The organism is Streptomyces sp. NPDC053542 (assembly GCF_044544685.1).
Taxonomy (GTDB): Bacteria; Actinomycetota; Actinomycetes; order Streptomycetales; family Streptomycetaceae; genus Streptomyces.
This window is the reverse complement of record NZ_JBITXL010000003.1, coordinates 1-23,099: the sequence shown is the minus strand read 5'-3', so window position 1 is coordinate 23,099 and position 23,099 is coordinate 1. Positions and strand designations below refer to the sequence as shown.

Sequence of the window (23,099 nt, the reverse complement as noted above, 5' to 3'; positions counted from 1 at the left end):
TCAGCACGTCAACAGTAAAGGGAGGATGACATGGCAGGCGGCACGAAGCTTACCGACGCTCAACTGGCCAAGCTCGAAAAGGACCTGATCCAGCGATTCGAGAACATCAAGACGCATGTGCGGAAGCTGAACACCGCGATCGACAGCGTCGAGGGCCGTTGGAAGGGCATCGGCGCGGGTGGCTTCAACACCACGCAGACCGACCTCAACAACAGGCTCAACTCCATGGGCAAGCAGCTGGCCGGTTTCGTGGAAGCCATTGAGGCGACCCGGAAGCTCTCCGGCAACACGGACCACGCGGTCGAGCAGGCCATCAAGAAGCAGGCCAACGTGGTCGACGGCGGTGGGGTCGGTCCGGGGGGCGCGGTCCCTTCGAAGCTGAGCATGCTCTGAGCCCAGTCGGCCGATGACCATCAGCGATCGCTTATCGGTCGCAGCAGAAAGCGAGGGACCCCATGGCTCACAATGACGGCGAGATGCTCGTCGACTACGCGACTCTCGAATCCACCGCGAAGCAGATCGAGGACCAGTCGAAGCTGCTTCACGAGGACCTCGAGTGGATCATGCATGCGCTCAAGGGCGTCAGCGAAATGTGGGAGGGCGAGGCGAAGACCGCCTACCACACGGCTCAGACGAAGTGGAACCAGGACACCGCGGCGATCAAGGAAGCCCTTGACGCGGTGTCCACGGCGATCCGGCACGGCCGCGACGACTATCACCTGAGTGACAAGAAGGGCGCGTCCTTCTTCGACTGAGTCGCGTGGGACCGGGGTGGGCATGCGCGGGAGGTGCCCACCCTTGGCCGCAGGCGTGAGAACGTGGAAGGCCGTCACCACAGGTCATCTGTGGTGACGGCCTTCAAGCATGCAGGCCGCGCCTCCGCCGGCCACCGCCAACGTCAGCCCTCGCAGCTCCCCTTGTGAACACTGACATCAAGCGTCGTCTCTTGCATGACCAGCCCCTCAGAGGCATCCCCGGAGTCGCCCCCGGAACCATCCCCGGAGTCGTCGGCGACGTACCCGTTCTCCACCACCTTGATGCAGTACGGGTATTGCTGGTCGTCATTGGTGACAGTGAAGTCTTCACCGCCGTCCTCCGTCCGGCCCGCGGATTCCGCCTGGAGGCCCCAAGGCGATGGGCCGAAGGCCGGCGACTGAGATTTCATCGCCTCGTCGAGAGCGGCATCGACCTCGAGGCGATGGTTGGGCTCCATCAGGTCGCCGTTCGTGGCAGTCACCGATTCCGTCTCCAGAATGTGCACCGCCTTCATCACGGCGGTGCGGACCTCGTCGGCGTCGGTGGTGGAGGCTTCCTCCTGGTACCAGAGGAAGCCCCCGAGGCCGAAGAGAAACAACGCTGCCACGGTGGCCTGTACCCGCTGCAGCGTGTAGGCGGCATCGGACGGTTCAGCGGCCTTCGGGTTGCGGTATCTCCAGGATTGGAAAGTCCAGAAGAGGCTGCGGGGATTGACACATGCCACCAGGAGGAAAACCGCCCCCATGGCCCACATGATGAAGGTGTACTTCATGGTGTCGGAAGCCTCTTCTTCTCATTCGGCCCGGAGGAGCCGACGCGACACGTCATGGCGCGGTGGGAGCGACACAGCCGTGCTGCTTCGCCGACTGCTTCGCGAATGCCGTGAGGGCGTCGGTCTCGAACGCACGGGACGGCTTCTTCACCGGTGAGCCGCCGCCGGAGACGATCTCCGAGACCGTGTACAGCGCGCGCTCCGGCGAGCCGGGGCACTGGGCGTGCGCAACCGGCGGCGCGCTTTCGCTCCGGTACTCGGCATCCTTCAGCACGGACTTCACCTCCGGAATGTCGGCGAAACTCCGGGCATAGCTGCCGTAGTAGGCGGAGAGCCGGTAACCTGGGCGCTTTCCGTCGGGCGAGGCAAGAACGCAGTCCTCGATGGGTGCCTTGCCACTGGCGTCGGTTTCCCAGGCGCGGGGGAGGCCCTTCTCCTCGGCCGAGGGCGCGAGCGGCTTGAGCGCCACACAGGTTCCCGTGGCCCCGGAGAGCGCGACAGGAGCCGCGCTCGGAGCGGCCGGGAGACGCTGGACGTCCCCTGCCGGCCGGTAGTCGCAGCCGAAGACGTCGGCCGCCTTTTCGGCGATGCCGATCGTGGCGCGCGCGAAGGCGGTACGGGCCGCGGAGCCCTCCACGGCGTCTCCGGGACGGGCCATCCGGGAATTGATCGCCAGGCCCTCACCGTCCCTGTTGCGGCACTGGAGGGTGACCGACGCCTTGACCGTTCCCTCGTCGGACGTCAGGACGCCGGGCCAGGAACCGAGGGGCGCCACCTCCGCCGCATGGGTGGCCAGGGACGTGCGGCCCAGGAAGGTCGCCACCTCCCTGTTCCGGTTGCTCCAGCGGGCCTCCACCTCCATGGAAGCGCTGCCGGCAGCCATGCTGCAGGACGTCAGCGCACCTTCACCGGACGCCGTACCGTCCTTCGCGGAGACGGAGTCGTTCCCGAGGGCCGCCCGCACGCCGTCCTCGTCCACGGCGCCCTTGCACGCGCTGGAGAGATCGTTGCTGTCGCGCCACTTCTGCAGTGCGCCGGTGAAATACAGCACCCCGACGAGAAGCACCAGGACACCCACTGCCGCTCCGGCGATTGTCGTCAGCCTGCGACGGCCTGCTTGCATGAATGACTACCTTCGTTGAGATCTTCGGAGCGGTCGGACTAGGACTCCGGACGGTCCAGCCAGGTGAAGGCTTCCCGCCGCGCGTCGTTGTGCGTTCCCAGGCCCTGGCCGTCGAGGTTGCGCACTTCCCAGTCGTTGTTGTCGTACCCCTGCTTTTTCCCCCACTGGTAGATGAGGTTGTCCACTTCCTTCTGCCCGGCGGTGAAGGCGTGGCGGTTCTCTTCGCCGGCATGGGCGTTGGCTTCGGAGATGGTTTCCTTGGTCCAGTCGTACATGCCGAAGTCGACGATGCGGTTCGCGGCGTCACCCAGTACAGGTACGGCGCTGGGCGAGGACGGCACGAAGTTGAGCAGGGCGCCGCTGCTCGAGGTGACGTGGTGGTTCAGGTCGCGTGCCCACTGGACACTGGCGTCGCGCTTGTCGAAGGCGACGTCGGAGGTCACGCCGTCGTAGAAGCCGAAGACGGAGGAGGCGGCGTCGATCACGCCGTCCCGCTTGGCCCTCTCGTGCTCGTTCGCCGGGTTGATGTCGATACCGGCCAGGGTGTCGGCCGCGTACTGCCGCTCGGCCGTGTACATGTCGCCGTACGCCGCCGGGTCCTCGGCCACCCCGCGCATGATGTTCACCAGGTCGTTCCGGCTCACCGCCATGCCTACCGCGCCGGTGTCCCCGTTCCTGAACACGCCTCCGTCGTCACCGAACTGCTTGTACTCGCCGTTGGTGCGCGACAGGATCTCGTGCGTGTCCGGGGTGTAGTCGGTGAGCATGTGGCCCAGCGGAGCCCGGAGGTTACTGGGCATCTTCGCGCCGCCCTGGTGATCTCCGTTGAGCAGCCTGATGGTGTCGTGCATGACGCGGGCCTCGCTCTCGGTGTGCCCGCCGAGCGGATGCTCCGTGCCCGGGACGTTCCCGGTGGCCGCCGCCTCCAGCGCCGCCCCGAAGCCGTGGCGGTTGTAGAGGTCGCTCATGGTGTCGTTGTCCGAGACCATCCCCGGGCCGTTCATGACGTACTTCGGCCAGTCGCGGTCCTTGAGCAGATACGTGAGGTGGTCGTTGTGCTGGGGGTCGAGGTACGCCGTGGAAGCGGCCGGGTCCTTGCTCATGAGCCCCAGCACGCCGTCGAGCGGGTCGTGTTCGATGCCCTTCTGGACCGGCTTGCCGTTCCAGATGTCCCAGAGGTCGGGCTCCTTCTTCTCCGTGTCGATGATGTCGTTGGCGAGGTGGTGCATGAACTGGTCGTCGTAGCCGTTGCCGTGCTTGAGGAGCGTGACGAAGTCCTGGTAACCGTAGACCGGCTCGGTGTTGCTGCCGAAGTTCTTGGCACCGACGCTCTTGAGGTCGCTCAGGAACTTCTTGTTGAACTGTCCGTCGGCGCTGTCCAGCCACTGCTTGTACGCCGTGGAGTCCACCGGCATCTTGGCGACCGACGCCGGCAGCCTGGTCGCTGTGGCGATCGAGTCGGTCAGCCCCTTTTCGAGGCCATTGCCGTCCTTGCCCATCTCGCGGAGCTTGTTGCCGAGCTTGATGGTGTTCTCGGCGCCCAGGCCGTTGAGGTACGTCCGGGAGAACGCCTTGTCGTCGGAGTTGTCGCGGAACAGCCGCTCCAGCTCCGCCATCTCCTTCGGGGGCAGTTCGCCCTCGGAGTCGAGCTTCGTGCTCAGCTCTTCGGCCCGCTTCCCCTCCACCTTCTCGATGTCGCCCTCCGCCTTGGCGTTGAAGCCGTTCTGGATGCCGTCGAGGGGGGCGGAGTCGACGGTGACGGCGTCCAGGGCGAGCTTGACGCCGTGGTCGGCGTCGTCCATGTCCTTGACGACCTTGGCGATGCGCTTGGTCCAGTACTCCTCGCTCTCGTGGGAGCCGGGGTCGTGGACGATGGCGCGCTTGGTGTCCGCGTCGATGCGGTCCCAGTCCCAGCTGCAGACGCCCTTGTCCGCCGAGATCTTCATCTTGGCGTGCTTGGCGTCGGCGATCTCGGACGTGAGGTTCTTGCGGAGCTCGGTGAACTGGTGGTGGGCGTCGCGGAGGAGGTCGGCGATGGCCTTGGCCTCCTTCTGGGCGCCGGTGTACTGGCCCGACGTCGTACCGGTGGCCAGGAGGCCCGCCCGGGCGTGCCGGCCGGACGCGGAGCCGTCCTCGAAGATGCCCTTGACCTGCTGGTCGTAGATCTTGGCGGCGTCCTTGAACATCTCCGCCGCCTTCTCCCACTTCTCGGCGGCGGTGGTGAGCGTGCTGAGATCGGTGTGCAGCGCGTCGTGATAGCTGAGCATGAGTCCCCCGTGCGGCCTCAGGTGGTGGCTGGTGCGTCGCGGCGGCGATCAGTGCCGCGGTGGTCCGGCGTCGCGGCCCGCGGCTGTCAGAGGCCCGAGATCTGCGACTTCGGGTAGAGGTACGGCGGCCCCTGCTGCTCGAGGAGCGGTGGCTGCTGCGGCTTCCCGGAGGGGTTCTCCGGCGTGCACTGCTGCAGGCCGTTGTACGCGGCGTGGTCGCCGTTCTGGAGGGTGGCGTTGGCGTTGCTGAGCGCCCGCCGTTCATGGGAGAGCCGGTTCTGCAGCGTCTTGACCGACTTCTCCCAGCCGGCCAGGACGCTCTTGAGGCCCTTGCCGGTCTCCCAGCCGTCGAACTCCTTCTGGGCCTTCGTCGTCTCCTCGTCCGCGTGCTTCCCCGCCTTCGCGGTGTCCGGCACGACGTCCTCGTCCAATGCCTTCGCCGCGGCCTTCTTCTTGGCCGGGTCGTGGGAGAGGACCGGTGGGGCGCCGCCCGGCGGCAGCAGCAGTCCGTTGCCGCCGGGGGCCAGTGGCCCGGTGCTGTTGATCTGCGTATGGGTGCCGGCTGCGGTGCTCTGCGAGCGGAGACCCGCCCACTCGTCCTCGAACGACATTGCATCCCCCGGAATGGCGTCGATGTCTTGTTTCAGGGCCTGCGAGCTTTCGGTACATGTCAAGCTAACAAGATCGCTGCTGCCCGCGCACCCGTGTACGCCGGTTCCGGTACGACGCGACCGGGCGGCCGGAAACCGGTGCGGGGCTCGGCGTACGCCGAGCCCCGCTTCCCATTACTGGAATTCCGGCAGCCACCCCAACTGCACCAGTGGCGCCCCCCGCTTGCGGGAGACGAAGTAACCGCGGCCCGGGGGCATCGGGCGGGGGCGGACGTTGCCGAGCAGATCGCCCTCGTTCGGGTCGCCGGAGAGGACCACGCCCTGGGCGCCCAGTTCCTTGATGCGCTGCATGAAGGACTCGTACATCGACCGCGAGGCACCGGCGGAGCTGCGGGCGATGATGAAGCGGATGCCGATGTCGCGGGCGAACGGGAGGTTGTCGGTGAGCTGGGCCAGCGGGTTGCCGCTGGAGGTGGAGACCAGCTCGTAGTCGTCCACGACGATGAAGATCTTCGGGCCGCTCCACCAGCTGCGGTCACGCAGCTGCTGCGGGGTGACGTCGGGTGCCGGGGCCCGGCGTTCCATCAGGCCCTGCAGGGCCTGCATGTGCGCCTCCATGGAGTTGGCCATGGGCGCGTACTCCAGCAGGTGCGACTCGGGGATCGCGCTGAGCAGGCTGCGGCGGTAGTCACCGACGACGATCTTCGCCTCGTCCGGGTGGTACCGCTCGGAGATCTGCTTGGTCAGCAGCCGCAGCAAGCCCGTCTTGCCGGACTCGCTGTCGCCGAAGACCAGGAAGAACGGGTCGGTCTCGAAGTCGACGAAGACCGGCTCCAGGTTGTGCTCGTCGATGGCGAAGGCGACGCCGCGCTCCGGCTGGTCGCCGCCCTTCGGGAGCTGGTGCGCCGGCACTTCCCGGGGGAGCAGGCGGACCGCGGGCGCGGACGCGTACGGCCAGTGGCTCGCGATCACGCGGTTCATCTCGGCGGTGGCGTCGGAGAGGTCACCGGACTGCGAAAGGCCGTCGATCCGCGGCAGTGCGCCCATGAAGTGGAGCTTCTCCGGCGTCTGACCGCGCCCCGGCACCCCCGCCGGGACGTTGGCCGCGACCTTGCGGTCGAAGTCGGAGTCCATGGTGTCGCCGAGCCGCAGCTCCAGCCGGTTCATCAGCTGGTCCTTGAGGGCGGCGCGCACCTCCATGCTGCGGGTGGCCGTGATGACGACGTGGATGCCGTAGCCGAGACCGCGCGCGGCGATGTCGTTGACGACCGCCTCGGCCATCTCGTACTCGGCACGGAAGTTGCCCCAGCCGTCGATGACGAGGAAGACATCACCCCATGGCTGGTCGCCGGCCTGGCCGCGGGCGCGCATGCGCCGGTAGGTGGCGATGGAGTCGATGTTGTGGGCGCGGAAGTACTCCTCGCGGCGGGCGAGGATGCCGGCGACCTCGGCGACGGTACGGCGTACCCGGTCCGAGTCCAGACGCGAGGCGACCCCGCCGACGTGCGGGAGACCGGAGACCGCGGACAGCCCGCCGCCACCGAAGTCCAGCCCGTAGAACTGCACTTCGGCCGGGGTGTGCGTGAGGGCGAACGACGAGATGAGCGTGCGCAGGAGCGTGGACTTGCCGGACTGCGGGCCACCGACGATGAGCATGTGGCCGGCCGCGCCGGAGAAGTCGCGGTACAGCGGGTCGCGACGCTGCTCGAACGGCTTGTCGACGAGCCCCAGCGGCACGATGAGCTGTCCGAGGTACGGGTAGTCCGGCATCGTCAGGCCGCGGCCCTCCACCGGGGCGAGGCCCGGCAGCAGCTCGTCCAGCGGGGCCGCGGAGTCCAGCGGCGGCAGCCACACCTGATGGGCGGGGGTGCCCCGGCCTTCCAGACGGCGGACGATGACGTCCAGGACGGTGTCGGCCAGCGCGTCGTCCTGCGCCGGGCGCTGCTCGGGCACCTGCACGGCCGCCGGGTCGGGGGCCGTGTACCGGACCGGGACCGGGGCGGCGGTGAACAGCACCGGACGGCGGTCGACGGGGAGCGGCCCGCTCGGCGTGCGGTCGGCTCCGGCGCCGTCGCGGTACACCCCGGAGACGTATGCCGCCTTGAAGCGGACCATCTCGTCCGTGCCGAACTTCAGGTAGCCGGAGCCGGGCACGGACGGCAGGTGGTACGCGTCCGGAACGCCCAGGGCCGCACGGGACTCGGCCGCCGAGAACGTGCGCAGACCGACCCGGTAGGACAGGTAGGTCTCCAGACCGCGCAGCCGGCCTTCCTCCAGACGCTGCGAGGCCAGCAGCAGATGGACACCCAGCGACCGGCCGATGCGGCCGATCTGGATGAACATGTCGATGAAGTCCGGCTTGGCCGTCAGCAGTTCGCTGAACTCGTCGATGACCAGGACGAGCGAGGCGATCGGCTCCAGCGGGGCGCCGGCCAGCCGCGCCTTCTCGTAGTCGTGGATGTTGGCGTAGTTGCCGGCATCGCGCAGCATTTCCTGGCGGCGGTTGAGCTCACCGCGGATGGAGTCACCCATGCGGTCGACGAGCGTGAGGTCGTCGGCGAGGTTGGTGATCACCGCCGCGACGTGCGGCATCTGGGACATCCCGGCGAAGGTGGCGCCGCCCTTGAAGTCCGCCAGGACGAAGTTGAGCGTCTCCGAGCTGTGGGTGACGGCCAGGCCGAGCACGAGGGTGCGCAGCAGCTCGGACTTGCCGGAACCGGTCGCACCGACGCACAGGCCGTGCGGGCCCATGCCGTCCTGCGCTGCTTCCTTCAGGTCGAGCATGACCGGCTGGCCGTCCTCGCCGACACCGATCGGGACCCGCAGCCGCTCCGCCTGGGAACGCGGCCGCCAGGTCCGCTGGGTGTCGACGGAGGCCGCGTCGCCGAGGTTGAGGAGGTCGGTGAACTCCAGGTTGGCGAGCAGCGGTTCGTCGTCGTCCCCGCCGCTGCCCATGCGCAGCGGCGCGAGCTGGCGCGCCAGCGCCTCGGCGGCCTCGAGAGACAGGTAGTCCGGCACGCCGTCGTAGACCATGCCGCGCCCGGCCGCCAGCTGGAGGGTCCCGGGGCGTACGAGTACCGACAGGTCGCCGCGGGGCGTGCTCAGCTCACCCGGGACGACGTCCAGGACCGTGACGCCCTGCAGGCCCTCGGCCGAGGCGAGCAGCGAGGTCGGCGGCACGTTCGTCCCGTCGAGGACGACCAGGAGGTGCGGCATGTCCAGCAGGGGCCGGCCGCCGGCGTTGAACCGCGGCCTGCCCTCCAGCTTCACGGACAGCAGCTGCTCCAGCTCCCAGGCGTCCGTCGTGATGAGCCGCGGCGAGCCCGCGCCGTCCGCCGGGCCCTGGGCCTGGACGTGCGGCAGCCACTTGGCCCACTCCCAGCGGTCCGCGGCCTCGCCGGGCGCGGCCGCGATCGCGATGATCAGGTCGTCGGGGGAGTGCAGCGCGGCGAGCGAGGCGATCAGCGACCGTGCGGTGCCGTGCACCGACTCGGGCTCGCCGGAGACCGCCAGGTGGTAGAAGGCGCGCAGCGAGACCGCCATCGGCAGTCCGTCCAAGGTGCCGTGCACGGTGAGGAAGCGGTGCATCGCACCCGCGGTGAGCGGCTCCAGCTCTTCGACCGGCGCGGTGTCCGGGGCGACCAGCGGAGTCGCCAGCTGCTGGGCGCCGAGCCCGATGCGGACCTGCCCGAAGTCCTCGTCGCCCACGCGCCGTTCCCATACCCGGCTGCCCTCGGCCACCAGGGACCAGAGCTGATCGGGGGAGGGGTGCAGGTAGTACTGGGCGTCGCGCTGCTTGCGCGCGGTCCTGCGGACCGTGCGGCGGGTCTGCGCGAGGTACTTGAGGTAGTCGCGGCGGGTGTCCGCCATTTCTCCCTGGGTGCCGCGGCGGTGGCGCACCACCATCGTCACGATCACGCCGAGGGTTGAGGCGATCATGAGAATGCCCATGATGCGCATGAACGGATTCGTCTGCGGCATGAAGAAATACACCATCGATCCGCCGCCCATGCCCACGGTCGGCAGGATCTGCATCAGCATGCCTTCTTGCCGCCCCTTGGGCAGCTCCGGCGGGGCTTCGAGCCGCAGTGGGTCCGTGGGCACCTCCGGAGGCAGAGACCTCGGAGGACGCTTCACGACGATCTGACTCACCAGCGCACCAATCCCTTGTACGGGAAGGACTGTTCGCTGCCGACACCCCCGTGGCGACGGCTCCCACCCGTGCCGGGTGATCCTACTGGGATGTCAACGGCCCCAAGAGCGCTAGGGTGGCGCACGGTAATTGCGCAGCCGCGAACAGACGTTCAAGGTCGGGAATGAGGGGGAACTGCCCGTGAGTGCGACGGCTTCCATGACGGCCACGGGAGCGGCTACCGGCTTCTGCCGGGTCACAATTGTCGCGCCGGACAGCCGCATTGACGTGGCGCTCCCCGAAGACATTCCCGTGGCCGACATCTATCCGGAAATTCTCCGGCTGAGCGGTCAGACCCCGGCCGACGGCGCACCTGTCGGATACCACTTGGTCCGCCGGGACGGCACCGTCCTGGACGGTGCCCGGTCCTTCGCCGCCCAGCGCATCCTGGACGGCGACGTGCTGAGCCTGCGGCCGTTCTCCGAGTCGCTGCCGCCCGCGGTCTACGACGACGTCTCCGACTCCGTCGCGTCCGCCGTCACCCGCGACCGCACGCTGTGGAACGACGACCTGCTGCGCACCGCCGGGCTCACCGGCTCTCTGGTGCTGCTGGTGCTGATGGGTTCCGTGCTGTGGTTCTCCGACCCGGCGCGGCACGACATGCACGGCCTGCCCGGCATCCTCGCCGCCGTCGCCGGTGTGCTCCTGGTCGCGCTCGCGGCGGTACGGGCCCGGGTCTACGACGACCGGGCATCCGCGATCACCCTCGGCCTCGGCGGCCTGCCGCACGTCATGATCGCCGGATCGGGACTGCTGCCGCTGCCGGACGGCCAGGGCGTCGGCCGCCTGCAGTTCCTCCTCGGCTGCGTGGCCGTACTGATCGCCTCCGCGATCCTGATCGCCGTCACGCCCCATGGCGACGGACCGTTCGTCGCCGCGGCCTTCACCGCCACGGTCGGCACCCTCGCCACGTTCGTCGCGATCCTCACCGACCTCCGCCCCGTGGAGACCGCCGCCCTCTGCGTGTGCGTCGTGGTCGGCGTCATCGCCTTCCTGCCGGGTCTCTCGGCCCGCTTCGCCCGGCTCCCCATCGGCTACGCCCCGCCGCGTCCCGGCAACTCCGGCTACGACGACCCGGACGCCGCCCCCGAGATCCAGGGCCCGGTCGACGCCGAGCGCATCGCCGCCCAGGCCCGTCGCGGCCACGAGATGCTCGTCGGCCTGGTCGGGGGCTGCGCGGCGGTCGTCACCGTCGCCGCCGGCGTCCTCGGCTTCTCCGACTCCGTCTGGGGTCAGGTGCTGGCCTTCGCCGCCGGCCTGTCCATGCTGATGCGCGCCCGCCTCTTCCGCTACACCTCCCAGGTCACCTGCGCCCTGGCGGCCGGCCTCGCCGCCTTCGCGCTCCTCGGCCTCGGCCTGGCCCTGCACCCGCCGGCCGTCCTGGGCGACGGCGGCTTCGCCGCCGACCTCCGCACGATCTGGCTCACCGCCGCGATCGCCGTCGCGGCCGCCCTGGTCACCGGCATCGCCCTGATCGTTCCCCGTAAGGGCGTCACCCCCTTCTGGGCGCGCTTCGCCGAGCTCTTCGAGAACCTCGTCCTGCTCTCGCTGATCCCGCTGTGCCTCGCGGTGATGAACGTGTACATGGCAGTGCGGGGACTGACAAGCAAGTAGCCTCGTCGTGCGCCCGCCCGCCTTCCGGCGGCGGGGCCCCCGGCCGGCCGGCGCTGGGTGATCGCCCTCGGTCACGAGTGCTCGTCACCCCCTGCTACCCTGGCTACGCCCAGCCGAGTAATCGAAGCTCCTCTGTGAAGCAGACCAGAGGCGCTCGGTGGGGCTCAGAGGAAACTCAAGGAGTACCGCGTGTCGCTCGACGCCGCTACGAAGAAGTCGATCATGGCCGAGTTCGCCACCAAGGAGGGTGACACCGGTTCCCCCGAGGTTCAGGTCGCGCTGCTCTCCCGCCGCATCTCGGACCTGACCGAGCACCTCAAGACCCACAAGCACGACCACCACTCCCGCCGTGGTCTGCTGCTGCTGGTCGGCCAGCGCCGCCGCCTGCTGCAGTACCTGGCGAAGAAGGACATCACGCGCTTCCGTGCGCTGGTCGAGCGCCTCGGCATCCGCCGCGGTGCTGCGGGCGCCAAGTAAGACGTCGTGAGGGGAGCGGTTCCCGGGGCCGGGAGCCGCTCCCTTTGCCGTACGCGGGAAAACCCCGTGCGCCGCACACCCGTGCGCCACACACCGGACGCCTTCACCACCCCCTGGTGGACGGAAGCTTTGTAGTCTGGTCCCAGAACGCCATACCGGCGGCGCAATCACGACGGCGCCGCGGCCGCGCGCCGGGCTCACAGCCGGCGCGCCGTGCGGATACAACCCAATAGCGCATAACCCAAGAGCGCACAACGCAATAGCGAAGAGGTGGGGCGCCCCTCAGCCGCCGGTCCTCGGTAGTGGCCTCCGGTGACGCGTACGGCCTCCGTACCGCGCACCGGGTGCTTCGATCGAAGACCGGCCCGCACCAGGCGCTCCGCCACCCATGATCCGCTGCCATACGGGCAGCGGGTCGCAGACGGTCCCCTGCCAGACGGGCAGCGGACGCAGACGAGGAGATATTCCTGGTGGAGAACGAGACCCACTACGCCGAGGCCGTCATCGACAACGGTTCCTTCGGCACCCGCACCATCCGCTTCGAGACGGGCCGCCTGGCCAAGCAGGCCGCCGGCTCCGCCGTGGCGTACCTGGACGACGACACCATGGTGCTGTCGGCCACCACCGCTTCGAAGAACCCCAAGGACCAGCTGGACTTCTTCCCGCTGACCGTGGACGTCGAGGAGCGGATGTACGCGGCCGGGAAGATTCCCGGTTCGTTTTTCCGTCGTGAGGGCCGGCCCTCCGAGGACGCGATCCTCACCTGCCGCCTGATCGACCGGCCGCTGCGCCCCTCCTTCAAGAAGGGCCTGCGCAACGAGATCCAGATCGTCGAGACGATCATGGCGCTCAACCCCGACCACCTGTACGACGTGGTCGCGATCAACGCCGCCTCCTGCTCCACGCAGCTGGCCGGCCTGCCCTTCTCCGGCCCGATCGGCGGCACCCGTGTCGCGCTGATCAACGGCCAGTGGGTCGCCTTCCCGACGCACACCGAGCTCGAGGACGCCGTCTTCGACATGGTCGTCGCGGGCCGCGTGCTGCCCGACGGTGACGTCGCGATCATGATGGTCGAGGCCGAGGCCACCGAGAAGACCATCCAGCTGATCAAGGGCGGCGCCGAGGCCCCGACCGAGGAGGTCGTGGCCGCCGGTCTGGAGGCCGCGAAGCCCTTCATCAAGGTGCTGTGCAAGGCCCAGTCGGACCTCGCCGCCAAGGCCGCCAAGCCCACCGGCGAGTTCCCGATCTTCCTGGACTACCAGGACGACGTCCTCGAGGCCCTGACCGCCGCCGTCAAGAGCGAGCTGGCCCAGGCGCTGACCATCGGCGGCAAGCAGGAGCGCGAGGCCGAGCTGGACCGCGTCAAGGCGCTCGCCGCCGAGAAGCTGCTCCCGCAGTTCGAGGGCCGCGAGAAGGAGATCTCCGCCGCGTACCGTTCGCTGACCAAGACCCTGGTCCGCGAGCGCGTCATCAAGGAGAAGAAGCGCATCGACGGCCGCGGTGTCACCGACATCCGCACGCTGGCCGCCGAGGTCGAGGCCATCCCGCGCGTGCACGGCTCCGCGCTGTTCGAGCGCGGCGAGACCCAGATCCTGGGTGTCACCACGCTGAACATGCTCCGCATGGAGCAGCAGCTGGACACGCTGTCGCCGGTGACGCGCAAGCGCTACATGCACAACTACAACTTCCCGCCCTACTCGACCGGTGAGACCGGCCGCGTGGGCTCGCCGAAGCGCCGCGAGATCGGCCACGGCGCGCTGGCCGAGCGTGCGCTCGTGCCCGTGCTGCCGACCCGCGAGGAGTTCCCCTACGCGATCCGTCAGGTGTCCGAGGCCCTCGGCTCCAACGGTTCGACCTCCATGGGCTCCGTCTGCGCCTCGACGATGTCGCTGCTGAACGCCGGTGTGCCGCTGAAGGCCCCGGTCGCCGGTATCGCCATGGGTCTGATCTCGCAGGAGATCGACGGCGAGACGCACTACGTCACCCTCACCGACATCCTCGGTGCGGAGGACGCGTTCGGTGACATGGACTTCAAGGTCGCGGGTACCAAGCAGTTCGTGACCGCGCTGCAGCTCGACACCAAGCTCGACGGCATCCCCGCCTCGGTCCTGGCCGCCGCGCTGAAGCAGGCCCGCGACGCGCGTCTGCACATCCTGGACGTGATGAACGAGGCGATCGACGTTCCGGACGAGATGTCCCCGAACGCGCCGCGGATCATCACCGTCAAGATCCCGGTGGACAAGATCGGTGAGGTCATCGGCCCCAAGGGCAAGATGATCAACCAGATCCAGGAGGACACCGGCGCCGACATCACGATCGAGGACGACGGCACCATCTACATCGGTGCCGCCGACGGCCCGGCCGCCGAGGCCGCCCGTACGACGATCAACGGCATCGCCAACCCGACCATGCCGGAGGTCGGCGAGCGTTACCTGGGCACGGTCGTGAAGACCACCACCTTCGGTGCGTTCGTCTCGCTGCTCCCGGGCAAGGACGGTCTGCTGCACATCTCGCAGATCCGCAAGCTCGCCGGCGGCAAGCGCGTGGAGAACGTCGAGGACGTGCTCGCGGTCGGCGCCAAGGTGCAGGTCGAGATCGCCGAGATCGACCAGCGCGGCAAGCTCTCCCTGATCCCCGTGATCGAGGGCGAGGAAGGCGACGAGGAGAAGAAGGACGACGCCGCCAAGTGACGTCCCGTACTTCCCGGACGACGGCCCGCACCTCTTCGGAGGGGCGGGCCGTCGCCCGTACCCAAACGCTTCTCAAGGGCGAGGGCGGCGCGGGCACCGTCCGCCGGACCGTCCTCCCCGGCGGCCTGCGCGTCGTCACCGAGACCCTGCCGTCCGTACGGTCGGTGACCTTCGGGATCTGGGCGAACGTCGGCTCCCGAGACGAGACACCGGCCCTGAACGGCGCCACGCACTACCTGGAACACCTGCTCTTCAAGGGCACGGAGCGGCGCAGCGCCCTGGACATCTCCGCCGCGATCGACGCGGTCGGCGGCGAGATGAACGCCTTCACCGCGAAGGAGTACACCTGCTACTACGCACGGGTGCTCGACGCCGACCTGCCGCTGGCCATCGATGTCGTCTGCGACATGCTCACCGGCTCGCTGATCCGCGAGGACGACGTGGACGTGGAGCGCGGCGCGATCCTCGAAGAGATCGCCATGACGGACGACGATCCGGGTGACTGCGTGCACGATCTCTTCGCGCACACGATGCTCGGGGACAGCCCGCTGGGCCGCCCCGTGCTGGGCACGGTCGACACGGTCAACGCCCTGAATTCGAGCCGGATACGCCGCTTCTACAAGAAGCACTACGACCCGACCCGCCTGGTCGTCACCGCGGCCGGCAACGTCGACCACGCCAAGGTCGTCCGCCAGGTCCGCCGCGCCTTCGAGCGGGCCGGCGCGCTGGACCGTACGGACGCGGTACCGATGGCCCCGCGCGGCGGCACGAAGGCGATCCGCACGGCGGGCCGCGTGGAGGTGCTCGGCCGCCCGGCCGAGCAGGCGCACGTCATCCTCGGCATGCCCGGCATTCCGCGCACCGACGACCGCCGCTGGGCCATGGGCGTACTGAACACCGCGCTCGGCGGCGGCATGAGCTCCCGCCTCTTCCAGGAGGTACGGGAGAAGCGCGGACTGGCCTACAGCGTGTACTCCTACACCTCGGGCTACGCGGACTGCGGACTCTTCGGCGTCTACGCCGGCTGCCGCCCGAGCCAGGTGCACGACGTGCTGAAGATCTGCCGGGACCAGCTGAACGAGGTCGCCGAGCACGGCCTGACCGACGAGGAGGTCGAGCGGGCCATCGGGCAGCTGCGCGGTTCCACGGTCCTCGGCCTGGAGGACACCGGCGCGCTGATGAACCGCATCGGCAAGAGCGAGCTGTGCTGGGGCGACCAGATGTCGGTGGACGACATGCTCGCCCGGATGGCGGCCGTGACCCCGGACGACGTCCGCGAGGTCGCGCGCGATGTACTGGGGCGGCGTCCTTCGCTGTCCGTCATCGGACCGATGAAGGACCGGCAGACCGCCCGGCTGCACGAAGCGGTCGCCTGATCGCATCCGGCGGTCCCCGGACCGCGCCACAAACCGTGAAGGAAGCAAGGACGATGAGCAAGCTGCGCGTGGCTGTGATCGGTGCCAAGGGCCGGATCGGCTCCGAGGCCGTCAAGGCGGTCGAGGCCGCCGAGGACATGGAGCTGGTGGCCGCGCTGGGCCGCGGCGACAAGCTGGAGACGCTGGTCGAGGCCGGCGCCCAGGTCGCGGTCGAGCTGACCAACCCGGACGCCGTCATGGAGAACCTCGAATTCTGCGTGCGGCACGGCATCCACGGGGTGGTCGGCACCACCGGCTGGAGCGACGAGCGCCTCGCGCAGCTGGGCTCCTGGCTGAACGCGTCGCCGCAGGTCGGCGTGCTCATCGCGCCGAACTTCTCGATCGGCGCGGTGCTCACCATGCAGTTCGCCCAGCAGGCGGCCCGCTTCTTCGAATCCGTCGAGGTCGTCGAGCTGCACCACCCGAACAAGGCCGACGCGCCGTCCGGTACCGCTGCGCGCACCGCTCAGCTCATCGCCGACGCGCGCGAGAAGGCCGGCTGCGCCCCGGCGCCGGACGCCACCGCGACCGCGCTGGACGGCGCCCGCGGCGCGGACGTGGCGGGCGTGCCCGTGCACTCCGTACGGCTGCGCGGCCTGCTGGCCCACCAGGAGGTGCTGCTCGGCGGCGAGGGCGAGACCCTCACCATCCGGCACGACTCCCTGCACCACTCCAGCTTCATGCCGGGCATCCTGCTCGGCGCGCGGCGCGTGGTGGACACTCCGGGGCTCACCATGGGCCTGGAGAACTTCCTCGATCTGGCCTGACGGTCAGCCGGCAATAGGGCAGTACGTACAGTGCGCGCAAAGATCACTTACTTCGTCCTCGCGGCGGTCCTGGTCGTCTACTTCGTCCTGGTCGGCGAGCGGGGTGTCCTGCTCATCCAGCAGGGCACCCCGGTCACCGTCGCCTTCGGGATCGCGGTTCTCGTCCTGCCGCTGATCGGGGCGTGGTTCCTCTGGCACACCACCCAGTTCGCCCGGAAGGCCGGGCTGCTGGCGAAGGAGCTGGAGGCCGAGGGCGGGCTGCCCGTCGACGAGCTGAAGCGGACGCCGAGCGGCCGCGTGGACCGGGACGCCGCCGACGAGGTCTTCGAACGCCGGCGGGCCGAGGCCGAGGCCGCACCGGAGGACTGGCGGGCGTGGTTCCGCCTGGCGATCGCCTACCACGACGCGCGGGACACCCCGCGCGCGCGGAAGGCGATGCAGCGGGCGATCGCGCTGCACGAGGGCAAACCCGTACGGGCCGCCTGACACGGGGGCGCGGCCCTCAGCCGCTGTAATCCGCCGCCCACGCGGCCACCGTGTCCGCCGCCCGGTTGAACGCCCCCGGCCGGGACAGGAAGTCGCCGTTGTGGTCGGTGAAGAGGGCGCGCGGCTCGCCGTCGCCCGGGCCGGCCATCAGCAGCGCCTGGCCCTGGACCGTCCGCGGCAGGCCCAGCCAGCGGACCGGCTGCTGCACCGTACGGACCGAGGTGACGGCGCTCCACGGGAGCGTCGTCGTCCGTACGAGGTGTACCTGGCGCAGCCCCGCCGCGCTCACCCAGACGCCGATCCGCAGCAGCCGCAGCGCGCACGCGATGATCACGACGGCCACCGCCACGCACACCACGGCACCGACCGTCGCCCCGGCCAGCCCGATGATCAGTGCGGAGAGCAGGACGAAGGAGGCGAGCAGCAGAAACACCGCCGCCGCCCCCACCCGCCACGGTCCTGGGCGGTAGGGACGGCGCCAGTGATCACGCTCGTCGTGCGGAAGGGGTACCGGGTCTCCGGCGTCCCCGTCGAGGTCGCGGTCGGCCGTCAGGAAGGGCAGGGGCACGGCGGGTCCTCACTCACGGCCCGTGTTACGCACGGGCACACGGTCGAAAGCTGTGACCGGTGAGGCTAGCGGCAGCAGGACGGCCGGAACCAATCCTGTGCCGGTCCGCCGGGCCGCCCGCCCGAACGGCGCAACGCGCAGCCGGCTCAGCGGCCGTGCGCGGCCTCGGACTGATGGGTGGAATTCGGCCCGCCGACCGTGTCCTGCTGCAGGGCGGGCACGCCGAACAGCAGGGAGCCGGTCAGACCGGCGACTACGGTGAGACCCAGCAGCGTGCGGCCGAAGATCTGGGAACGGCTCGCTCGCTGGCGCGGCGGGGGCGTGACATTGCTGCGGAACCGGTCTGCCTCGGCGACAAAGGCGAACGGGACGGGCTCTCGCCGGCGGAACATGAGCGGGCTCTCCTAGGAACCTCGAGGTGGGCAGTGTCACATGGTTAGACGTCACTGGCACCCGATGCGTGCCTGTTTTCCGTGACTTCTGTGAAAAATATCAATCGGTGGGCGCGCAGTGCGCACCGGGGGGTCCTTTTTGTCGCATCGCGTCGCATCCCACCGCATATCCGGGGTTGTCAGTGCCGGGCCGTAGGCTGGGCGCGCCCCAGCGATGAGCGGTGCGCGCGCCCCGGCAGACGGACGGGTGCCCACCGCAGCACGATGTATGACGAAAGGACCGCCGGTGTCCCACACCCCCGCCGAGAGCGCCGAGAGCGCCGCCCCCGCATTCCGGAGCGAGGTGACGGTCGAGCTGGTCAAGCACGCCGCCGGCGACAGCGACGTCCTGTGGGCCGCGCGGGTCTCCACCGCAGGTGAGCAGTCCCTGGAGGAGCTGCAGAAGGACCCCGAGCGCTCCAAGGGCCTGATCAACTACCTGATGCGCGACCGGCACGGCAGCCCGTTCGAGCACAACAGCATGACCTTCTTCATCAGCGCCCCGATCTTCGTGTTCCGCGAGTTCATGCGGCACCGCGTGGGCTGGTCGTACAACGAGGAGTCCGGCCGGTACCGCCAGCTGGAGCCGGTCTTCTACGTCCCCGCGACCGACCGCAAGCTCGTCCAGCAGGGCCGCCCGGGCAAGTACGAGTTCGTCCAGGGCACCGAGGAGCAGCACGAGCTGGCCACCCGGACGATGGAGGACTCCTACCGCCAGGCGTACGCGGCGTACCAGGAGATGCTGGCGGCCGGCGTCGCCCGCGAGGTCGCCCGTTCGGTCCTGCCCGTGGGCCTCTTCTCCTCCATGTACGCCACCTGCAACGCTCGCTCCCTGATGCACTTCCTCGGCCTGCGTACGCAGCACGAGCTGGCGAAGGTGCCGTCCTTCCCGCAGCGCGAGATCGAGATGGTCGGCGAGCAGATGGAGGCCCACTGGGCCAAGCTCATGCCCCTCACGTACGCCGCCTTCAACGCGAACGGACGGGTCGCTCCGTAAGGCGCGCGAGGGAGATCTCCACGCCCCGACGGAGGGTCACGCCGGAAGGTGTCCGTATTGCGGCGTTTTGAGACATTCCTCTACGCTGAAGTCACGGATCCGGCACTGCCTGAACCCCCGAGCAGGCAGTGCCGGGTCCACATCCCGGCCTCCCCAGGGGAGCAACCTGCGGTGAGCTACGAGTAGCGTGGGACCCATGGCTCCGACTTCCACACCGCAGACCCCCTTCGGGCGGGTACTGACCGCCATGGTCACGCCTTTCACGGCGGATGGCGCTCTCGACCTCGACGGCGCGCAGCAGCTCGCCGCCCACCTGGTGGACGCCGGCAATGACGGCCTCGTCGTCAACGGCACCACCGGTGAGTCCCCGACCACCAGCGATGCGGAGAAAGCCCAGCTGGTACGGGCCGTGGTCGAAGCGGTGGGGGATCGCGCCTTCGTCGTCGCCGGAGCCGGCACGAACGACACCCACCACAGCCTGGAGCTGGCCCGCGCCGCCCAGGCCGCCGGCGCACACGGCCTCCTCGCCGTCACGCCGTACTACAGCAAGCCGCCGCAGGAAGGTCTCTTCCGGCACTTCGCCGCGATTGCCGACGCCACCGACCTGCCGGTCATGCTCTACGACATCCCCGGCCGCAGCGGTGTGCCGATCAACACCGAGACCATGGTCCGGCTGGCCGAGCACCCGCGCATCGTCGCCAACAAGGACGCCAAGGGCGACCTCGGCCGTGCGAGCTGGGCCATCGCCCGCTCCGGCCTCGCCTGGTACAGCGGCGACGACATGCTGAACCTCCCGCTGCTCTCGGTCGGTGCCGTCGGCTTCGTCTCCGTCGTCGGCCACGTCGTGACGCCCGAGCTGCGCGCCCTCCTGGAAGCCCACGTGACCGGCGACGTCACGAAGGCGAAGGAGATCCACCAGAAGCTGCTGCCGGTCTTCACCGGCATGTTCCGTACCCAGGGCGTCATCACGACCAAGGCGGCGCTCAGCCTCCAGGGCCTGCCCGGCGGGCCGCTGCGGCTGCCCCTGGTCGACCTCTCGCCCGAGGAGACAGACCAGCTCAAGGTCGATCTCGCCGCCGGCGGGGTACACCTTTAACACCGGACTTCACAACTGAATACGGCTCGCGCGACCAGATGGTCGTCACAGCTGAGAACAAACACCACAGCCACAACAGCAAGTGCACGAATGTCATGCGCGCCACGTGCCTCAAGGGCCCGTGGCGTGTGTGGTGAGGAGAGTCTTTTGAGTCATCCGCATCCCGAACTCGGCGCGCCGCCGAAGCTCCCCGAGGGCGGCCTGCGCGTCACGCCCCTGGGCGGCCTGGGCGAGATCGGCCGCAACATGACCGTCTTCGAATTCGACGGCCGGCTGCTGATCGTCGACTGCGGAGTGCTCTTCCCCGAGGAGGAGCAGCCCGGAATCGACCTGATCCTGCCGGACTTCTCATCGATCAGGGACCGCCTCGACGACATCGAGGGCATCGTGCTCACGCACGGCCACGAGGACCACATCGGCGCGGTCCCGTTCCTGCTCCGCGAGAAGCCCGACATCCCCCTGATCGGCTCCAAGCTGACCCTCGCCCTGATCGAGGCCAAGCTCCAGGAGCACCGCATCCGGCCGTACACGCTGGAGGTCGTCGAGGGCGACCGCGAGCGCCTCGGCCCCTTCGACTGCGAGTTCGTCGCCGTCAACCACTCCATCCCGGACGCCCTCGCGGTCGCCATCCGCACCCCCGCGGGCATGGTCGTCCACACCGGTGACTTCAAGATGGACCAGCTCCCGCTGGACCGTCGGCTCACCGACCTCCCCGCGTTCGCCCGGCTCGGCGAGGAGGGCATCGACCTCCTCCTCTCGGACTCCACGAACGCCGAGGTCCCCGGGTTCGTCCCGCCCGAGCGGGACATCTCCAACGTGCTGCGCCAGGTCTTCGCGACCGCCCAGAAGCGCATCATCGTGGCGAGCTTCGCCAGCCACGTGCACCGCATCCAGCAGATCTGCGACGCGGCGCACGAGTACGGGCGCCGCGTCGCCTTCGTGGGCCGTTCGATGGTCCGGAACATGGGCATCGCCCGTGAGCTGGGTTACCTGAACGTCCCCGCGGGCCTCGTCGTCGACGTCAAGACCCTCGACGACCTCCCGGACGACGAGATCGTGCTGGTCTGCACGGGCTCGCAGGGCGAGCCGATGGCGGCCCTGTCCCGGATGGCCAACCGTGATCACCAGATCCGCATCGTTCCCGGTGACACGGTGATCCTGGCGTCCTCGCTCATCCCGGGCAACGAGAACGCGGTCTACCGCGTGATCAACGGGCTCACCCGATGGGGTGCCCACGTTGTCCACAAGGGCAATGCCAAGGTGCACGTCTCGGGCCACGCCTCGGCCGGCGAGCTGCTGTACTTCTACAACATCTGCAAGCCGAAGAACCTGATGCCGGTGCACGGCGAATGGCGCCATCTGCGGGCCAACGCCGAGCTGGGCGCGCTCACGGGCGTGCCCAAGGACCACATCGTCATCGCCGAGGACGGCGTGGTCGTCGACCTGGTCGGCGGCGTCGCGCGGATCACCGGCAAGGTCCAGGCGGGATACGTGTACGTCGACGGCCTCTCGGTCGGCGATGTCACGGAGAGCGCCCTGAAGGACCGCCGCATCCTCGGTGACGAGGGCATCATCTCCGTCTTCGTCGTGGTCGACAGCACCACGGGCAAGATCACCGGCGGGCCGCACATCCAGGCCCGCGGCTCCGGCATCGACGACGCCGACTTCAACGGCGTCCTGCCGAAGATCGACGAAGCGCTGGCGAAGTCGGCGCAGGACGGCGTCATGGAGCCGCACCAGGTGCAGCAGCTCGTGCGCCGCTGCGTGGGCAAGTGGGTGTCGGACAACTACCGTCGCCGGCCGATGATCCTGCCGGTCGTCGTGGAGGTCTGACGGCCGGTCTGACGACTGGTCCGACGGCCGTTCCGACGCGCCGCCTGACGGCCCGTCGGATGTACGTGTGGAGCGGGGCGCCCGGATTTGCATCCAGGAGCCCCGCTCCAGTACGTTTACGGCTCCGCCTGAGGGGAACCGGGAACGCCTACGCGTCCCGAGACCCTGGGCGTCGTCCTCCGAAAGGGGGGCGGAAATCCGGCTCAGAGAAATCTGATAAAGTCGGATCAGCCGAAAGGCAAGGCCACTCCAAAGGCCACCGGAAAGAAATTCGGACCACAGCTTCTGAGAAGCGGGAACGAAATCGGATCTGGTAAGGTTGGAACCGCGAAGAAGCCGAAAGGCCGAAACGCACCGGCGAAAATCGGGCCCGCAAGGATCTGATAGAGTCGGAAACGCAAGACCGAAGGGAAGCGCCCGGAGGAAAGCCTGAGAGAGTCTCTCGGGTGAGTACAAAGGAAGCGTCCGTTCCTTGAGAACTCAACAGCGTGCCAAAAGTCAACGCCAGATATGTTGATACCCCGTCTCCAGCATCAGCTGGGACGAGGTTCCTTTGAAAAACACAGCGAGGACGCTGTGAACGACCGGACCTATTCCGTCCGCTCGTTCCGCTCTCGTGGTGTTCAACCGGATTACCGGTAAACATTCACGGAGAGTTTGATCCTGGCTCAGGACGAACGCTGGCGGCGTGCTTAACACATGCAAGTCGAACGATGAAGCCGCTTCGGTGGTGGATTAGTGGCGAACGGGTGAGTAACACGTGGGCAATCTGCCCTGCACTCTGGGACAAGCCCTGGAAACGGGGTCTAATACCGGATACGACACACGACCGCATGGTCTGTGTGTGGAAAGCTCCGGCGGTGCAGGATGAGCCCGCGGCCTATCAGCTTGTTGGTGGGGTAATGGCCTACCAAGGCGACGACGGGTAGCCGGCCTGAGAGGGCGACCGGCCACACTGGGACTGAGACACGGCCCAGACTCCTACGGGAGGCAGCAGTGGGGAA

The 23,099-nt window shown here is 68.9% G+C and carries 18 protein-coding genes and 1 rRNA gene; 12 read left to right on the top strand and 7 right to left on the bottom strand.

What is annotated here, in order from left to right; all coding sequences use genetic code 11:
- Positions 1-30 precede the first annotated feature (30 nt).
- A complete protein-coding gene (locus tag ACIGXO_RS08075; RefSeq protein ID WP_037801267.1) occupies positions 31-393 on the top strand; it encodes a hypothetical protein in 363 nt (120 codons plus the stop codon).
- Between the two features lie 62 nt (positions 394-455).
- Complete coding sequence (locus ACIGXO_RS08070) at positions 456-755, top strand: WXG100 family type VII secretion target (protein ID WP_399782056.1); 300 nt, start codon at positions 456-458, stop codon at positions 753-755.
- Positions 756-898: 143 nt separating this feature from the next.
- Here the strand turns inward: ACIGXO_RS08070 and ACIGXO_RS08065 are convergent, their stop codons facing one another.
- The 5 genes from ACIGXO_RS08065 to eccCa form a co-directional block, all read right to left on the bottom strand.
- The gene (locus ACIGXO_RS08065; RefSeq protein WP_399782053.1) at positions 899-1,528 is read right to left on the bottom strand and encodes a hypothetical protein; all 630 of its coding nucleotides are present in this window, start codon (positions 1,526-1,528) and stop codon (positions 899-901) included.
- Between the two features lie 52 nt (positions 1,529-1,580).
- Positions 1,581-2,651 (bottom strand): hypothetical protein, encoded by a 1,071-nt coding sequence (locus ACIGXO_RS08060; RefSeq protein ID WP_399782050.1) that lies wholly within the window; start codon positions 2,649-2,651, stop codon positions 1,581-1,583.
- Positions 2,652-2,689: 38 nt separating this feature from the next.
- Positions 2,690-4,918 (bottom strand): DUF6571 family protein, encoded by a 2,229-nt coding sequence (locus ACIGXO_RS08055; RefSeq protein WP_399782047.1) that lies wholly within the window; start codon positions 4,916-4,918, stop codon positions 2,690-2,692.
- Between the two features lie 86 nt (positions 4,919-5,004).
- Complete coding sequence (locus ACIGXO_RS08050; RefSeq protein ID WP_399782044.1) at positions 5,005-5,529, bottom strand: hypothetical protein; 525 nt, start codon at positions 5,527-5,529, stop codon at positions 5,005-5,007.
- A 174-nt stretch (positions 5,530-5,703) separates the two neighbouring features.
- Positions 5,704-9,681, bottom strand: coding sequence for a type VII secretion protein EccCa (gene eccCa, locus ACIGXO_RS08045; RefSeq protein ID WP_399782041.1), 3,978 nt, complete (start codon positions 9,679-9,681; stop codon positions 5,704-5,706).
- A gap of 199 nt (positions 9,682-9,880) precedes the next feature.
- Here eccCa and eccD point away from each other — a divergent pair, with 199 nt between their 5' ends.
- The 6 genes from eccD (at position 9,881) to ACIGXO_RS08015 (ending at position 17,170) form a co-directional block, all read left to right on the top strand.
- Positions 9,881-11,335, top strand: a complete 1,455-nt coding sequence (eccD, locus tag ACIGXO_RS08040; RefSeq protein ID WP_399783776.1) for a type VII secretion integral membrane protein EccD — start codon at positions 9,881-9,883, stop codon at positions 11,333-11,335.
- Between the two features lie 189 nt (positions 11,336-11,524).
- Positions 11,525-11,812 carry a 30S ribosomal protein S15 gene (gene rpsO, locus ACIGXO_RS08035; protein ID WP_030266343.1) on the top strand — a complete coding sequence of 96 codons (288 nt, stop codon included), beginning with the start codon at positions 11,525-11,527 and terminating at the stop codon, positions 11,810-11,812.
- Positions 11,813-12,282: 470 nt separating this feature from the next.
- Complete coding sequence (locus ACIGXO_RS08030) at positions 12,283-14,502, top strand: polyribonucleotide nucleotidyltransferase (RefSeq protein ID WP_399782037.1); 2,220 nt, start codon at positions 12,283-12,285, stop codon at positions 14,500-14,502.
- On the top strand, positions 14,499-15,878 hold the full coding sequence (locus tag ACIGXO_RS08025; RefSeq protein WP_399782034.1) for a M16 family metallopeptidase: 1,380 nt from the start codon (positions 14,499-14,501) through the stop codon (positions 15,876-15,878). Before ACIGXO_RS08030 ends, ACIGXO_RS08025 begins: the two co-directional genes overlap by 4 nt.
- A 53-nt stretch (positions 15,879-15,931) precedes the next feature.
- Positions 15,932-16,684 carry a 4-hydroxy-tetrahydrodipicolinate reductase gene (gene dapB, locus ACIGXO_RS08020; protein WP_399782031.1) on the top strand — a complete coding sequence of 251 codons (753 nt, stop codon included), beginning with the start codon at positions 15,932-15,934 and terminating at the stop codon, positions 16,682-16,684.
- A gap of 30 nt (positions 16,685-16,714) precedes the next feature.
- A complete protein-coding gene (locus ACIGXO_RS08015) occupies positions 16,715-17,170 on the top strand; it encodes a tetratricopeptide repeat protein (RefSeq protein ID WP_031066530.1) in 456 nt (151 codons plus the stop codon).
- Positions 17,171-17,186: 16 nt separating this feature from the next.
- Here ACIGXO_RS08015 and ACIGXO_RS08010 read toward each other — a convergent pair whose 3' ends face one another.
- Together ACIGXO_RS08010 and ACIGXO_RS08005 are read right to left on the bottom strand one after the other, a co-directional pair.
- Positions 17,187-17,738 (bottom strand): hypothetical protein, encoded by a 552-nt coding sequence (locus ACIGXO_RS08010; protein ID WP_399782027.1) that lies wholly within the window; start codon positions 17,736-17,738, stop codon positions 17,187-17,189.
- Positions 17,739-17,884: 146 nt separating this feature from the next.
- On the bottom strand, positions 17,885-18,130 hold the full coding sequence (locus ACIGXO_RS08005; RefSeq protein WP_363257754.1) for a hypothetical protein: 246 nt from the start codon (positions 18,128-18,130) through the stop codon (positions 17,885-17,887).
- Between the two features lie 286 nt (positions 18,131-18,416).
- Here ACIGXO_RS08005 and thyX point away from each other — a divergent pair, with 286 nt between their 5' ends.
- From thyX to ACIGXO_RS07985, 4 genes are all read left to right on the top strand, one after another.
- The gene (gene thyX, locus ACIGXO_RS08000) at positions 18,417-19,166 is read left to right on the top strand and encodes an FAD-dependent thymidylate synthase (RefSeq protein ID WP_399782023.1); all 750 of its coding nucleotides are present in this window, start codon (positions 18,417-18,419) and stop codon (positions 19,164-19,166) included.
- Positions 19,167-19,362: 196 nt separating this feature from the next.
- Positions 19,363-20,262 (top strand): 4-hydroxy-tetrahydrodipicolinate synthase, encoded by a 900-nt coding sequence (gene dapA, locus ACIGXO_RS07995; RefSeq protein WP_399782020.1) that lies wholly within the window; start codon positions 19,363-19,365, stop codon positions 20,260-20,262.
- Between the two features lie 147 nt (positions 20,263-20,409).
- On the top strand, positions 20,410-22,095 hold the full coding sequence (locus ACIGXO_RS07990) for a ribonuclease J (RefSeq protein WP_399782017.1): 1,686 nt from the start codon (positions 20,410-20,412) through the stop codon (positions 22,093-22,095).
- Positions 22,096-22,740: 645 nt separating this feature from the next.
- A 16S ribosomal RNA gene (locus tag ACIGXO_RS07985) occupies positions 22,741-23,099 on the top strand; the annotation flags it as partial.